At 58.7% G+C, this 13816-nt stretch carries 13 protein-coding genes and 1 tRNA gene; 10 read left to right on the top strand and 4 right to left on the bottom strand.

From position 1 onward, the window contains the following. Positions 1-133: 133 nt before the first annotated feature. The 3 genes from VB780_RS18335 to ald all read left to right on the top strand — a co-directional run bounded on the left by VB780_RS18335 (position 134) and on the right by ald (position 4085). The gene (locus VB780_RS18335; protein ID WP_323352618.1) at positions 134-1375 is read left to right on the top strand and encodes an adenylate/guanylate cyclase domain-containing protein; all 1242 of its coding nucleotides are present in this window, start codon (positions 134-136) and stop codon (positions 1373-1375) included. A 272-nt stretch (positions 1376-1647) separates the two neighbouring features. Then, the gene (locus VB780_RS18340) at positions 1648-2886 is read left to right on the top strand and encodes a hybrid sensor histidine kinase/response regulator (protein WP_323352619.1); all 1239 of its coding nucleotides are present in this window, start codon (positions 1648-1650) and stop codon (positions 2884-2886) included. 83 nt (positions 2887-2969) lie between these two features. Beyond that, complete coding sequence (gene ald, locus VB780_RS18345) at positions 2970-4085, top strand: alanine dehydrogenase (RefSeq protein WP_323352620.1); 1116 nt, start codon at positions 2970-2972, stop codon at positions 4083-4085. Between the two features lie 68 nt (positions 4086-4153). Here ald and VB780_RS18350 read toward each other — a convergent pair whose 3' ends face one another. Next, on the bottom strand, positions 4154-4735 hold the full coding sequence (locus VB780_RS18350) for a thioredoxin family protein (protein ID WP_323352621.1): 582 nt from the start codon (positions 4733-4735) through the stop codon (positions 4154-4156). 112 nt (positions 4736-4847) lie between these two features. Here VB780_RS18350 and VB780_RS18355 point away from each other — a divergent pair, with 112 nt between their 5' ends. The 3 genes from VB780_RS18355 to VB780_RS18365 all read left to right on the top strand — a co-directional run bounded on the left by VB780_RS18355 (position 4848) and on the right by VB780_RS18365 (position 8173). After that, positions 4848-5252 (top strand): NIL domain-containing protein, encoded by a 405-nt coding sequence (locus tag VB780_RS18355; protein WP_323352622.1) that lies wholly within the window; start codon positions 4848-4850, stop codon positions 5250-5252. Between the two features lie 22 nt (positions 5253-5274). Next, positions 5275-5745, top strand: a complete 471-nt coding sequence (locus tag VB780_RS18360; protein ID WP_323352623.1) for a hypothetical protein — start codon at positions 5275-5277, stop codon at positions 5743-5745. 223 nt (positions 5746-5968) lie between these two features. Continuing rightward, on the top strand, positions 5969-8173 hold the full coding sequence (locus VB780_RS18365; protein ID WP_323352624.1) for a phosphoketolase: 2205 nt from the start codon (positions 5969-5971) through the stop codon (positions 8171-8173). Positions 8174-8247: 74 nt separating this feature from the next. Here the strand turns inward: VB780_RS18365 and VB780_RS18370 are convergent, their stop codons facing one another. After that, positions 8248-8991, bottom strand: coding sequence for a Tic22 family protein (locus tag VB780_RS18370; RefSeq protein ID WP_323352625.1), 744 nt, complete (start codon positions 8989-8991; stop codon positions 8248-8250). Positions 8992-9138: 147 nt separating this feature from the next. Next, positions 9139-9212, bottom strand: a tRNA-Pro gene (locus VB780_RS18375). A gap of 93 nt (positions 9213-9305) precedes the next feature. Between VB780_RS18375 and VB780_RS18380 the strand changes: the two genes are divergently transcribed. Continuing rightward, the gene (locus VB780_RS18380; RefSeq protein ID WP_323352626.1) at positions 9306-9719 is read left to right on the top strand and encodes a DUF4332 domain-containing protein; all 414 of its coding nucleotides are present in this window, start codon (positions 9306-9308) and stop codon (positions 9717-9719) included. A 63-nt stretch (positions 9720-9782) separates the two neighbouring features. Here VB780_RS18380 and VB780_RS18385 read toward each other — a convergent pair whose 3' ends face one another. Beyond that, entirely contained in the window at positions 9783-10304 is a 522-nt protein-coding gene (locus VB780_RS18385; protein ID WP_323352627.1) for a GNAT family N-acetyltransferase, read from the bottom strand. A gap of 410 nt (positions 10305-10714) precedes the next feature. Here VB780_RS18385 and VB780_RS18390 point away from each other — a divergent pair, with 410 nt between their 5' ends. The 3 genes from VB780_RS18390 to VB780_RS18400 all read left to right on the top strand — a co-directional run bounded on the left by VB780_RS18390 (position 10715) and on the right by VB780_RS18400 (position 13800). After that, the gene (locus VB780_RS18390) at positions 10715-11431 is read left to right on the top strand and encodes a hypothetical protein (protein WP_323352628.1); all 717 of its coding nucleotides are present in this window, start codon (positions 10715-10717) and stop codon (positions 11429-11431) included. Between the two features lie 39 nt (positions 11432-11470). Next, positions 11471-12376: an alpha/beta hydrolase gene (locus VB780_RS18395; protein WP_323352629.1), complete on the top strand. Its 906-nt coding sequence runs from the start codon at positions 11471-11473 to the stop codon at positions 12374-12376. Between the two features lie 689 nt (positions 12377-13065). Continuing rightward, positions 13066-13800, top strand: coding sequence for a Crp/Fnr family transcriptional regulator (locus VB780_RS18400; protein WP_323352630.1), 735 nt, complete (start codon positions 13066-13068; stop codon positions 13798-13800). The last annotated feature ends 16 nt before the right edge of the window (positions 13801-13816 follow it).

Consider the following 13816-nt stretch of genomic DNA (forward strand, 5'->3'; position numbering starts at 1 on the left):
CCTTTAAATACAGGCATCAGGAGCACGCTAAGGGCCGTGGTTTAATAAATTAAGCCGTTAGGTTGCGGCGCACCGCCGCCCTTCGCCTCATCAGGGCCATCGCGTCTGTGCTACCCCTCAACCGTCAGCGGAGATGACTTTTCAAACCCCTGCGGGCACCACCACGCTGTCCCGTCGCCTCACCATTCAGGCCGCTCTCAATCAGGTGGTGTCCCAAGAGGCCCACCGCAACGAACTCCAGCTGTCCTACGTGCGGATGGGGGTGTTGCTGATCTCCCTACTGCTCGACGTAGCGGTATTTTTGTTTCCCCAGGTGCTGTTGGGCAAAGACCACGTGCCGCCCACGGTGATGATCATTAGCCTCTGCGCCAATCTCGTTGCCCTGGGGCTAGTGGTGATTTTGCGCCAGGGCCTGTCGATGGAGGCGCTGCACCGCTGGCAGGTGATCATCCCCATTTTTGACAATTTGCTGCTGTGGGCCTTTATCACCAATATTTGGCGGGTGCTAGGGGCTACCCAACCGCTGATTGTGACCAACGTGGTGGCTTTTTGCAGCCTGGTGGCCGTATCGGGGGGGCTGCGGCTGAGTCGCCGCGCGGCGCTGCTCACCTCGCTGCTGGCCTTGGGGAACTTTAGCTATGCGGCGGTGCTGTTTCAACTCAACCTAGCCCTGGCTCTGTTTGCCGGCATTACGGTGTTTGGCACCGGCTATTTAGGTATGCGGATGGCGGTCATCGTGCGCCGTCACGTCAAAAATGAGTCTGGGCGCATGCTAATGGCACAGTTTTTACCCAAATCTATTGTTGAAGCCGCCTTCGAGTCGCCATTAGAACTGCTCCAGCAGTCCCAAAAGCGCGATGTTACGGTGGTGGTCACCGATCTGCGCGAGTTTACCCACTTTGCCGAAGCCCTAGAACCCCAGGCGGTGCTGGATTTTCTCAATCGATACCAGGGGTTGCTCGCCACCATTGTGGAACACCACGGTGGCTGGGTAGATAAATTTATGGGGGACGGCATGCTGGCGGTCTTTGGTGCCCCTGACCCGCTCGAAAACCACGCCCGCAGTGCCCTCACCGCCGCCACCGCCATGGTGCGGGAAGTGCCGCAATTTTCTCCCCTGGCCATGGGCGTGGGCGTGCATTCTGGCCCCGTGGTGGCGGGCTGTTTGGGCACCAGCGGTCGTCTTGAGTTTACGGTGATTGGCGATACGGTGAATGTGGCGGCCCGGCTCGAAGCCCTGACCAAAACCTTAGGAAACGGTGTGCTGGTGAGCGATGCTACTCGGCAGCGCGCGGGGACTTGGCCCTTGCAGTCGGTGGGTCTACACCCCATTCGAGGCCGCGCTCAGGAATTAGAACTTTTTACCTTGGCCTAGGAATCTGCCGCCCTAGGGGCCTATGCCCTCAGATAGAGGTTGTTGACATAATATTGTGGCATTTCTAAGGGTAGGGCATTTAGCCTTTTGCTAGCTCAGTTACGATTCTGTAGCTATAGCAAGAGCAAGTCTGATTGAGGCATTTTTCATTTCCCAGATGAACGTATGAACGTTTTTAGGGTTTTTGGATGTCTTATATTGACGTAACTATAGCTATGCAACGCTACGGAAATCCTGACAAGACAAGCCTTGCCAATATTGTTGAACCCGTAATGCCTCCGGACTTTCCCGATGACTCCTTCGCCATCCTGGCTGTAGACGACTCTCCAGACAATTTGTTCCTGATCGAATCGATTCTGGATGACCCCGACTACCGCATGACCTGTGTGGAGAGCGGCCAGGCTGCGTTAGAGGTGGTTCGACAGGCTCCTCCCCCCGATCTGATTTTGCTCGATGTGATGATGCCCGGGCTCGACGGCTATGCCGTGACCCAAAAGATTCGCAGCGACGCTACGCTGCCCTATATTCCTATTTTGCTGATTACGGCCCACGACCAGTCGAGCCTGGTGCAGGGGCTAGATGCCGGGGCCGACGATTTTATTCGCAAGCCGGTGGATGTCAACGAGCTGCGGGCCAGGGTGCGATCGCTGCTTCGCCTCAAGCGCAGTATGGATGGCCAGGCCAGCATGCTGCGCCAGCGGGATGACTTTGTGGCCCGCCTCACCCACGACCTGCGCACCCCCTTGGTGGCCGCCAACCGCATGCTCAAGCTGTGCCAGGGGGATGCCTTTGGCCCCATGCCCGAAGACGGCAAAGAGGCGATCGCCACCATTATCGACAGCAACCGCCACCTGCTCGGCATGGTCAACACGCTGCTTGAGGTATACCGCCACGAGGCCGGCCATAAGGCGCTGACCCTGTCGCCCGTCAATCTCTTGAGTCTGGCCGAAACTGTGGTGACGGAGCTAACCCCCATTGCCGCCGAGAAATCGCTCACGGCTGTGCTGTGTCGGGCTGACCGGGTAGATGCCCCTCGTACTGCTGTCTCTGCCGCTAACGGCACCGGCACCCCAGATGGATTCCCTCGGGGAGAGGGGCTGCCGAACGATGATGCGTTTACCGTAGCGGGCGACCATTTAGAACTGCGCCGGGTGATTACTAACCTGATCGGCAACGCGATCAAATTTACTGACACTGGCAGCGTCACCGTCACGGTGGGCAACGCACCGCACCTGCCGCCTGAGGTTGAGGTGGCCAGTGGTTATGCTCGCGATCGCCCCTGGGTGTGGGTATCGGTGACCGATACCGGCATCGGTATTCCCGACGACGAGCAGCTGGGGGTTTTTGAGTGGTTTCGCCAGGGCAACCACGCCCGCGCGGGCCATGGTCTGGGCCTGCACCTGTCCCAGCGCATTGCCAGGCTCCACGGTGGCACCATTGCCCTCACCTCTGAAGCGGGCCAAGGTAGCTGCTTCACCCTTTATTTGCCTCAGCCCGACAGCGTTGGGTGAAGGAATTCCTTAACCCACAGGGGTTTGCCTTGCCGGGGGTTAGCTAGGATGGGACTACCCTCCCATCTATTCAGGGCGACACTATGCGCATCGGGCTACCCAAAGAAATCAAGGATCAGGAATTTCGCGTCGGTTTGACTCCAGCGGCGGTGCAGAGCCTCTGCCAGCGAGGGCACCAGGTGATGGTGCAAACCGCCGCCGGAGCCGGGTCGGGCTTTGGGGATAGCGACTATGAGGCCGCCGGGGCCACCCTGGTTGCCGACGCGGCCACGGCCTGGAGCCAGGACATGGTGGTCAAGGTCAAAGAGCCCCAGCCCTCGGAGTACGGCTTTTTTCGCCCAGACCTGATGTTGTTTACGTATTTGCACCTGGCCGCCGAGCGATCGCTCACCGAAGCGCTGATGGCCAGCGGTATTGATGCAATCGCCTACGAAACCGTCACCACCGCCGACGGCAGGTTGCCCCTGCTCACCCCCATGAGCGTGATTGCCGGGCGGCTGTCGGTGCAGTTTGGGGCTCGCTATCTGGAGCGTCAGCAGGGCGGGCGGGGCGTGCTGCTGGGGGGCATACCCGGCGTGGCCCCCGGCACCGTGGTGATTTTGGGCGGCGGTGTAGTCGGCACCGAGGCCGCCAAAATGGCGGTGGGCCTGGGGGCCAGGGTGCAAATTATCGATCTCAACGTCGAGCGGCTGGCCTATCTCGAGACCCTGTTTGGTTCCCGCGTTGAGCTGCTCTACAGTAGTTCTGCCCAAATTGCCGCCTCCGTACCCCAGGCCGACCTGCTGATCGGCGCGGTGCTGGTGCCCGGTCGCAAGGCTCCTACCCTGGTTTCAAGGGAACTAGTGGCCACCATGCGCCCCGGCTCGGTGATTATCGACGTAGCTGTGGATCAGGGCGGCTGCATCGAAACCCTGCGCCCCACCTCCCACAGCCAGCCCACCTACGTTGAGCAGGGGGTGGTGCATTTTGGGGTGCCCAATATGCCCGGTGCTGTGCCCTGGACGGCCACCCAGGCTCTCAATAACGCCACCCTGCCCTACGTGCTCAAGCTTGCCCACCACGGGCTAGATGCCCTGGCTCTCGATAGCGGGTTGCAGGGCGGGCTAAACGTCTCTGCCGGAAAACTGATTCACCCAGCTGTGCGCGATGTTTTCCCCGATCTGGCGACTCAACCGGCTGCCCCTCTGGCGGCTATTTAGCGCCTGATCTAGGGTACGAATCATCACATTGACGGCTGCGCAGGGAAGGGGATGGCGGCCCACCTGGGTTAGTTTACGATCGCACTGCCGTGGGCGCGAGGGTCGTCATTGACAGCGCTCTGCCGCGACAGAAAATCCCCCTCAACCTCCGAAGCGCGGCCAAAGGTCTGCTGGTGGGGCAGGGGAGCCTGGGCGATCAGCGCGTCGAGGTTGTCGGTGAGAATTTGCCGGGGCTGTTCGCCAACGGCGGTGGCGATGGGGTGGGCGTCAGCTCCCATGTAGACAAAGTGGGGAATGCCTTCGACCCGATAGGCCAGCATTTCGGGCAGCCACTTGTTGTTGTCGATGTTGAGCATGACAAAGTTGACGCGATCGCCGTACCCATCCCGCAACTCGGCCATATCGCCTGCCATCGCCTGACAGCTGGTGCACCAGTTGGCGTAAAACTCCAGCAGCGTGGGCCTGCCGTTGGTCTGGGCCACCTCGTAGGGCACGGCGCTGGTGGCCAGCTCGGCCAGCGAGGGCGTGGTTGACTGGGTGCGAATGCCCAACACCATGGCGATCGCCAGCCCAATGGCCGCGATCGCGACCACCAGATTGCGGGCGCGGCTGGTCGGGAGTTCCGTAGGGCTAGGGGAATGGTCTGGCATAGGACAATGGCAGTCTCAGCATGGGATGAGGGCGGGATAGCTTGACTCTCCGGTTAGGATAGAAGCAGCCCGCTAGTATTTAGTGTAAAAGAATCGGGGTGTAGAGGCGGCCATGAAAAAACGGGTCAAGCTAATTTTCCCCAAGCGATCGGTGCACATGCCGATTACCTACCGACTGGCTAAAGACTTTAATATTGCCGCCAACATTATTCGCGCCCAGGTGGCCCCCAATCAGATAGGCACCCTGGTGGTCGAGCTATCGGGCGACATCGACCAGCTCAACGACGCCATCGACTGGCTAGAGGTGCAAGATATTGAAGTGTCGAGCGCCAGCGGCGAAATTGTTGTGGACGAAGACCTCTGCGTCCACTGCGGCCTCTGTACCGGGGTTTGCCCCACCCGCGCCCTCACCCTCGACCCAGAGACCTACCGGCTGACCTTTGCGCGATCGCGCTGCATCGTCTGTGAGCAGTGCGTACCCACCTGCCCCGTGCAGGCCATTTCCACCAATCTCTAGCGGCCCAGGCGAGGCAATTGTCATGAAACAAGACCGCACCCTGCGTACCGTGCTCCAGAGCCACTGGCTCTCCTGGACGCTTTTGATCATGGCCTATGCCACCTACGGCGGGTTTTTGCATCACGGCAAGACGTCTCCCCTCGGCTGGGCCGTCAGCGGCCTGCTAGCGATCTGGGGGGCCTGGGCCATTACCCTAGGCTGGCCTAGAATGCGGCAGCTGCTGCTGCTGGGCTTTCAGTCTGATCTGGGATATTTCGTCATGGCGCTTACCATTGCCTCGCTGGCGGTGGCTGCCGTCAGCCAGTTTCAGCGGTTTGCCTACTTTCTCATGCTGATTGCCGTGTCGCTGCTGGCCCGAGTTGACAATTTAATCGCCGGATTTAGGGACGTGGTGGCATTCTTTTGGCTGTCGGCCCTGGCGCTGCTGGGTTTAGCCATTAGCTGGCTCCCTCTGCTGTTGCGATCGGCTACGCTCCATGGCGCGCACCTTTAATCCCCTGATCCCATACCCATAAATATCGGATTACCCCAATCGCAGCGACCCAGAATCGTAATGGTGCCCACCGTCTCGGTACCCCATGGCTGTGTAGGATGGTTAACAGCTCCTTGCCGACTGTATACAATAGCGCCCTGCCGGGCAGATGCTCTCTCTCACAGGACGTATGAACAGGGCTGGGGAGCCATAGTTCTTTTGACGCTAGCTAGAGGGTTAAGGTATGACGGTGGCCACCACGCAATCGATTCCGGCTTTTTGCGAAGGCATTCAGCACTTTGGGGAGCTGCTTCCCGAGTTTGCGGCCTACGGCCAGTCTGCGGCGATCGCCCCAGACCAAACCGCCATCTCGTCCCCCAGCGACCCAGAAGCGGTCTACCAAACCCTGCTAGCCGCCGACGCGCTGCGCTACCTCACCCTGCAAGTCACCGCCAGCAAAGAGTCGGGCCACCCTGGCGGATTTGCCAGCATCACGGAGGCGATCGCCTCTCTGGTCATGCTGGGCCACAAAAATATCATCACCGAAGTCGGCCACCACGCCCCCGGCTTTTACAGCAACGTGTTTTTGGATCGATCCCTGGAGACTATGGGCATTGAGACCGTGCAGCAGCTGTGCGATCGCTTCCGCGAAACCCACGGGTTGCTAGGCCACCTGTCCGGTCAAATCCCCGGCCTGCTCAACCCCGCCGGGCCGCTGGGCCAGGGGCAGCACTTCGCCATGGTGGGGGCCAAGCTGCACCCCGGTGTCCTGTTCCCCGTCACCATCGGCGACGGCGGCTTGGGCGAGCCCTACATCATGAGCAGCTTTGGCCACTTCAACACCGCCTACCCCACCGTCACGAATTTCCTGCCCATCCTGGTGTGGAATGGCTTCAGCCAGGAACACCACAGCATGGTCTCCACCAAGTCCAACCAGGCCATGGTGGATTACTGGCGCGGCAACGGCTTCCGGGAGGTGGTGCTGGTCGACGCCAAAGATTTTGACGATGCCGACCAGCCTGGCGACTACGTAGACAGCACCGCCTTCTCCTTTCCCCAGCGGTTTGCCTTTACCCAGGCCGTGCTCGAAGCCACCGACAAAGCGGCCAAGCTGGCCCTGGGCGGCACCCTCACCGTCCTGATTGTCAAGCAGCTCAAGGGGGCCGGTGTCCACAAGCGCGGGGCTCAATCCCACAACCTCTACCCCGGCGACTCGCTCCAGCGCGACTACATCGTCAGCGCCCTCACCACCCGCGCCCTGCACCCCGACGCCTGGGCTCTGGTGCGCACTAACTACGAGCGCGCTATGGGCGGCCCCGGTGCCAAAACAGCGGTGACAGAATCGGTGCTGCCCCTGGCCGACCTGGGCAACCTGCCCCTCAACGAGTTCCCCGTAGGCGGCGATAAGCAGGTGGCCACCACCGCCATGGGGGCCCTGGTGGGCTACGTGGGCCAGCAAGATACGCAATTTGTTGTCACCAACGCCGACGGCAACGCCGCCTCGGGCATCAACAATATCAACCAGGCGCTAAAGATCATTCACCCCACCACCGACGCCACCTATTTTCAACAGCCCCAGGGTCAGGTGTACGAACCCCTCAGCGAAGACGCCTGCGCCGGGTTTGCCGCCGCCCAGGCCCTCTTCGGTGCCCGCACCCTCTGGTGCTCCTACGAATCCTTTGCCATCAACGGTTTGCCCATATGGCAGACCGTCACCCAAGCGATGGCCGAGCTGCGTCGCCCCACCCCCTCTACCATTGCCCTATTTACCGCTGGGGCCTTAGAACAGGGTCGCAACGGCTGGACCCACCAGCGCCCCGAAGTCGAAAACTACTTTGCGGGCATGATGCGCAACGGCAACGTGTATCCGATCTTTCCCACCGACGCCAACAGCATTCAGGTGTGCTACGACTGGGCCTTGACCACCCGCAATAAGGGTGTGACCATCACGGCTAGCAAGTCGCCGCTGCCCGTTCGCACCACCTTCGAGCAGACCCGCCGCGCCCTGGCCGAGGGGGCAGTAACGTTGGCCCATACCCCCGGCGACAAAACCCTTGTGTTTGCCGTGATCGGTGACATGACCCTGATACCCGTGTTTGAAGCCGCCGAGCAGCTAGCGGATCGGGGCATCGGCAGCCGCATCGTGTCAGTGGTCAATCCGCGCCAGCTCTACCGCCCCACCGATGTCGCCTGGGACATGTGCTCTGAACCCGACAGCAATTTCTTAGACGATGCCGGATTCGAGCGACTCTTCGGTGGCGACGTGCTGATTGGGGTGACCGGTGGCTCTAGCGCTATGCTAGAACCTGTCATGCTGCGCAGCACTGCCCCCCGCGATACCTTCTGCTGGAAACGCGGAGAAACCACCGCTAGCGCTGGCCAGATTATGGCGCTTAACGGAATTACCGCCGACAACTTTGTGGCTAGGGCTACCGCTCTGCTGGGCTAGGCATGATCAGCGAGGGGGGAGGGCGATCGCCCTCCCCCCTCGCTGAGTTAACTATGGGTTTTCCCAAATCCCAATTACTCAGCAGCAGGCTCTGCGTCCTGGGCTCGAATGAAGTCGAGCACCTCCGTCGAAGGAAACAGCCGTACCTGCTGAAGCTGGGCATCCAGCTCAGGATCGCTGTTGCTGGTCATGGTAGCCAGCAGCCACTCTAGCGAAAGCACCTGTACCACGATATCGTCAGCGGCTTCGGCGTTGGACTCCCCGTAGCGATCGAGCAGGGTCTGCAAATCGTTGCGCGAGAAAAACATCGGCAGCGAGGCCTGGCCGTCTTGGTTAATGGTGAGGTAAGGGCCGTCGGCACCCTGACGGGCGATGAACAACGGCACCCCTTGAAAGTTTGACTGGAGCGCGATCGCCGTATCTAGCTCATCGCCAATGGGAAGATACAGCAGCGGCACTTGCGCTTCATCGCCGAGGACTGTTTCTTGGTATAGGGTACCGAGGTCCACCAGAGCTACCTCAGCGCTGGGATCTTCTTCTCGGGCGCGGGTCAAAAACTCTTCGGCCGCCTCACCATCAATGAAAACTACGGGCACTTTCACTTCCTGATCGTCGACCTCTGCAGCGGCAGTCAGGGGCTGACCGTCAGAGTTCAAAATCACAAAGACCGGCACCTGTTCCAGTTTATCGACAATGGCCTCTTCACCCAGGGCTTCAGCGGGTAGAGGCATCGCTAGACCACCTCCCAGCAAGCTGCCACTGACCAAGGCGGTCAACAGGGGAAGGGGCCGTAGAAGGGCAGAAAAGAGGTGTCTCATAGGATGTTTCGTCGTAGCGTAACGGCAAAGGGGCAGGCAAATTGATCGTCAATATCACTGACTATAGATACTACAGACAAGAAGTCTCTGGGATAGCTCCCTGTGACAGTCCTACTATCTGCCTAGGGCAAACCACTATACTCAAAATCGGGATGACAGGATTCGAACCTGCGACATCCTGCTCCCAAAGCAGGCGCGCTACCAAGCTGCGCTACATCCCGTAGACCAACATGTTCATCAGTATAGCCTGCTTTTTTGCCGGTACAGCTGGTTCATGCTCAGACGAATGCCGTTCCTTTCCATGCAGGTTTTCTATGGCTACCCCAGCCTATCGCCTCGATCAGCTGCCGGGGCTCAGCCCCACCCACGCCCAGGGCATGACCCAGCTAGGCTTAACCAGTACTGAACACCTCCGTCGCTATGGGGCCACCGCAGACCACCGCCAAACCCTGGCCAAGAAAATGCAGGTGCCCCTGCGCTACGTCACCAAGTGGGTCATTTTGGCTGAGCTGGCCCGAGTGCCTGCGGTGGGTTGTCAGTTTAACGGGCTGCTACTGCACGCCGGCATTATCTCTGTGGCACAGCTAGCCGACTCTACGGCCCAGGGGCTTTACACTCGCCTGCGTCGGCTGCATGTGGCCACCCTCCAGCGCAATGACCTGTGCCCCACCCCTGACCAGGTTAGCCTCTGGATTCAGCAGGCCAAAGCCCTCGCTCGCTCCGCCTAGGTCAAGGCAGCAGGCTCAGCATTTTGCCTAGATGATTTTTCGATCCACACCCATCTCTAGGGCTTAGTCGGGATACCAGAACATGCCCTTAATGCCTTCAGGGTCGGGCATAAAGCCTAGACCTTTGTAAAACTCAACCACCTGGGGGTCAGCAAACAAGGTGACGTTGCTGATGTCTTCGCTGCGCAGTTTTTTAATGAGCTGGCGCATGAGTTCTTTGCCTAGGCCGCGCCCCTGAAAATCGGGATGTACGACCACATCCCAAATGGTGGCGTTAAAGGCATGGTCAGAGGTGGCGCGCGAAAAACCGACGAGGCGGCGGCGAGCACCGCGCTGCTCCCACATAGTAACGACTAGGTAGCTATGCTGAATGGCTTTTTTAACTTTGCGAATGGGGCGGCGGGCCCAGCCTACGGCGTTACACAACTCTTCGAGTTCGTAGAGATCGAGGTCGCGATCGGTGCTGAACACAATCGTCGACCCTTCACCCTGCTCGGGCAGAGCATCTAAGACAGTACCCGCCGACCTTGTTTCCCCAGACGCAGCGCCATCAGATCCGACAAAAAGACTTTTCCAAAAACCCATGCAGGCCCTGTCTGATAATGAAGTGGCACAACGTTCAGCAGTATAAAGTAAGCCCCCCCTTGGCGCAGCACATTGGCTGCGGCTAAGGGTTAGACTTAAGGTCTGAAGACTATTTACTCATAGTATATCCCCATAAAATCCCTATGCTTCTGGCAAGACTGGAGATTTATGTGGGTCGTTGTAGGGTGGGTTGGCGAGTGGGGGTGGTGACGCGATCGCAGCCTTAGCAAGACTATCGATGTAGCCCCTCAACGATACATCTAAACCCCTCTGCCCTAGCACTTAGGAGGTTTCCCCGACGACAGCCTCCGCCCAACGCGTTAGGACGGAGGTTAGATTCTCGCTTTGGATAGGGTTTCCTGATGCGGCAAATGCTAACGTTACCTCCATGGAGTTCCATCCTTCCCACCATGGCCGCTGGCTTAAACCCCTCAACGGTTGAGCTGTTGAAGCGCTTCAACCGAGCTTTTCCGCAATTTTATGAACAGTTTGTGAGCAGCGAGATTCAGCTGCAAAATCTGCGTTTGGCCTACCAACTCTACAAGCAGCGCAAGGCGGTGCTCGACATCAAGCCCGAAGGCAACAAAAGCGCGCTGCACTTTGTCTACCGCAACCAGTCATTTTTGCTGAGCGACATTTTTGGGGTGCTGGCGGCCTATGGACTGACTATCCACAACCTCAGTCTCTACGGGCAGATATATCCGCCCATGCTGGTGTTTATCAAGCTGGTTGTGTCTCGGGGTGGCAAGGCCCTGAGTCCGAAGACTACCGAAAATGTCTGCAGAGCCATTCAAGAAACGCTGGCGGGGCATTTTGAAGTAGAAGAAATGCTGACGGTGGAGTTCAATCTCAATGCCGGGCTCGAACGCGTAGAGACGGAGTTCTATGTAGATCCGGTTTTTCATCTGCCGGCGCTGCTGATTGAAGCCGACAACCAGCCGGGCCTCTTCTACAAAGTAATGTACGCCATCTGGCAGGAAGACCTGCTAGTCGTCAATGCCAATCTGCTGGTCTGGCGGGGGCGCACCCGACTCATTCTCTACTTGCTAGGCCCCAACGAAAGCCTGATTCCAGACTATCTGGGGCAAAAAATTGCCGATGGCATGCGCTACCGCCTGATGAGCTAGGGTACGATGGTCAAAGACCGGTCTAAGATGCCATTGCCCATGGCCCTGATCACCGTTTTTGGTGTCCCCCACGCCTACCGGCTCACTACCGAGGGCGCAGCCCCACCCCTAGTTTTTATTCACGGCTGGCTGCTCAGCCAGCGCTATTGGCAGCCGATAGTCGATGTCCTAAGCACCGATCACCCCTGTCTGACTTACGATTTGCGGGGCTTTGGTGAGTCGAGCTACGGCCTCGATCGCTACGACCCAGACATCCCTGCGGTAGCCCAAGTCTGGGGGGCTTCAAACTCGCCCTACGGCCTTGGGGCCTATGCCCGCGACCTAGCCGGGCTGCTAGAACAGCTCAACCTCGGCCCGGTTTGGCTAGTGGGTCATTCGCTTGGGGGCAGCATAGCGTTGTGGATGGCCCACTGCTACCCCCAACAGGTGCAAGGGGTGGTGTGTCTCAACGCAGGCGGTGGCATTTACCTAGATCGCGAATTTCAGCAGTTTCGCCAAGCAGGACGGTCTATCGTCGGCTGGCGGCGGCCCTGGCTTGGTCAGATCCCCCTGCTGCCGCTGCTGCTGACTCGCATGATGGTGCACCAGCCGTTGGCCTACCACTGGGGCCGCGATCGCTGCCGCGATCTGCTCCAGGCTGACCCCCAAGCGGCCCTGGGCGCCCTACTAGAATCGACCACCGAAGCCGAAGTGCATCTGCTGCCCAGACTGGTAGCTTCCCTTGAGCAGCCAGTCCACTTTATTGCGGGTTGTCAGGATCAAGTCATGAACCTGCGCTACGTCCACCACCTAGCAGGCTATCGCCGGGCAGCTCGCCACGGCAAAAGTCCGGTGATTGAACTTGAAAACTGCGGCCATCTGGCCATGCTAGAACAGCCCCATAAAGTCACCCAAGCGCTGCGAAGCATTCTAAAAACCCCTTTACTTCAGCCTAAAAAGAGCTGAACACAACCGAGGGAAATATCATCAATTGTGATGGGGCTAGGGTGAAGTGATTTGCCATTGCCCGCATAGTTCCAAAAACCAGATACAAAACAAAAGAGATGCCGACGACTGGCCGTGTTTCGTCTCGGCATCTCTTCTGGTTCGCTCCTCACACAACTTGAATTATAGGCTGACCCTGGAGGAATGTCACCCCCTAAAATCGGTTTGATTGAACAGTTTTACTTATAGGGCTTCGCCCCCTGGCCTGTTCGGTGAGCGATCGCCGGGTCAAGGAGCCCTAGCAAGGTGGCAAATTGAACCGGCTCACCAAGCTGAACTGACAGGAAAATCCAGAGGAAGGTTCCGTACAATGTCGCCGATTCGCTAGAGCCGTTACGAGAAATTACGGGATCTCTGTATTACTATTGGATGGTTTACGTAAAGTTCACGATGACAAATTTACGAAACCCTGATCTGTTTCAGGGTTTCCCCTTGCTAAGGGGCTGTCTGAACTGGAGGGACTGTCTGAACTGGAGACTCAACGTTTCCAGCAACGGGGCCAATAGACGGCAGTCATAACATTGCCTATCCCCAAGGGGGTGGTAATCTACCCTGGGGCTGTTGCCGACGTTGCCCACTTATCCTGAGCGATCGCACCTTTATCCTTTGCCCTATGGTCACGGTTTGTACCGTTTAGCCCAGCTATTGCTATGCAATCATCCCCTCGCTCTGACAATGCCCGACCGTTCTTGACCTGGCAACGCATTACCGACTGGGCCCATGCCCACTATCGATCCAGAACATTTAATAAAGATGAGCGCATCCCCGCTCGATCTGGACTGCTGTACCTGGTTGAGCGGGGCTCCGTGCGCCTGGTGGGCAGCGCCCAGGGGGCTGAGACAGCTCCAGAGTTGGCTAACCCAGAATTGGATGAGCCCGGCGATGACGACACCACCAACGGGTTAGCGGTCGGGTTAAGTGAAGAGGCGTTTTTGGGCTTTGTCGGGGCCGGTCAACCCTTTGAGATTGTGGCTCAGTCGCCCTTCCTGCTGCAGAGCTTTGCCCACGTCGATCAAACCACCGTGATCTGGCTGTACTGGAGCGATCTCGACAACTGGCCCCACTTTCGGCGAGAGGTGCTGGATGCCTTTCGCTATCAGCACCAGCGCAAGCTGCTGTGGCTGAGCACCCTGGGCCAGCGGCGCACCATCGATCGACTGCTCGGATTCCTCACCCTGCTGATTGAAGAATTTGGTGAGCCCTGCGAGTCGGGCTATTATCTGCCCTGGTCTCTCACCCACGCCCAAATTGGCAGCGCCATTGGCTCCACGCGGGTGACCGTCACCCGGCTCATGGGCAAACTGCGCCAGCGCAAGCTAATTCATATCTATAAAGACGGTTTGATTGCGATTCCAGCTGACCCTGCCACCATCCGAGAGGCATAGCTGCTAGTCCTTAGGC

The sequence above is a fragment of the Leptolyngbya sp. CCNP1308 genome (assembly GCF_034932455.1).
Taxonomy (GTDB): domain Bacteria; phylum Cyanobacteriota; class Cyanobacteriia; order Phormidesmidales; family Phormidesmidaceae; genus Nodosilinea.

Excerpts from the sequence above, each read along its gene's own strand:
- VB780_RS18360 (WP_323352623.1), top strand. The coding sequence starts at position 5,275 with ATGAAACAAGACCGCACCCTGCGTACCGTGCTCCAGAGCCACTGGCTC.
- VB780_RS18335 (WP_323352618.1), top strand. The coding sequence starts at position 134 with ATGACTTTTCAAACCCCTGCGGGCACCACCACGCTGTCCCGTCGCCTC.
- VB780_RS18355 (WP_323352622.1), top strand. The coding sequence starts at position 4,848 with ATGAAAAAACGGGTCAAGCTAATTTTCCCCAAGCGATCGGTGCACATG.
- VB780_RS18385 (WP_323352627.1), bottom strand. The coding sequence starts at position 10,304 with ATGGGTTTTTGGAAAAGTCTTTTTGTCGGATCTGATGGCGCTGCGTCT.
- VB780_RS18395 (WP_323352629.1), top strand. The coding sequence starts at position 11,471 with ATGGCCCTGATCACCGTTTTTGGTGTCCCCCACGCCTACCGGCTCACT.
- VB780_RS18370 (WP_323352625.1), bottom strand. The coding sequence starts at position 8,991 with ATGAGACACCTCTTTTCTGCCCTTCTACGGCCCCTTCCCCTGTTGACC.
- VB780_RS18365 (WP_323352624.1), top strand. The coding sequence starts at position 5,969 with ATGACGGTGGCCACCACGCAATCGATTCCGGCTTTTTGCGAAGGCATT.
- VB780_RS18340 (WP_323352619.1), top strand. The coding sequence starts at position 1,648 with ATGCCTCCGGACTTTCCCGATGACTCCTTCGCCATCCTGGCTGTAGAC.
- ald (WP_323352620.1), top strand. The coding sequence starts at position 2,970 with ATGCGCATCGGGCTACCCAAAGAAATCAAGGATCAGGAATTTCGCGTC.
- VB780_RS18390 (WP_323352628.1), top strand. The coding sequence starts at position 10,715 with ATGGCCGCTGGCTTAAACCCCTCAACGGTTGAGCTGTTGAAGCGCTTC.
- VB780_RS18400 (WP_323352630.1), top strand. The coding sequence starts at position 13,066 with ATGCAATCATCCCCTCGCTCTGACAATGCCCGACCGTTCTTGACCTGG.
- VB780_RS18350 (WP_323352621.1), bottom strand. The coding sequence starts at position 4,735 with ATGCCAGACCATTCCCCTAGCCCTACGGAACTCCCGACCAGCCGCGCC.
- VB780_RS18380 (WP_323352626.1), top strand. The coding sequence starts at position 9,306 with ATGGCTACCCCAGCCTATCGCCTCGATCAGCTGCCGGGGCTCAGCCCC.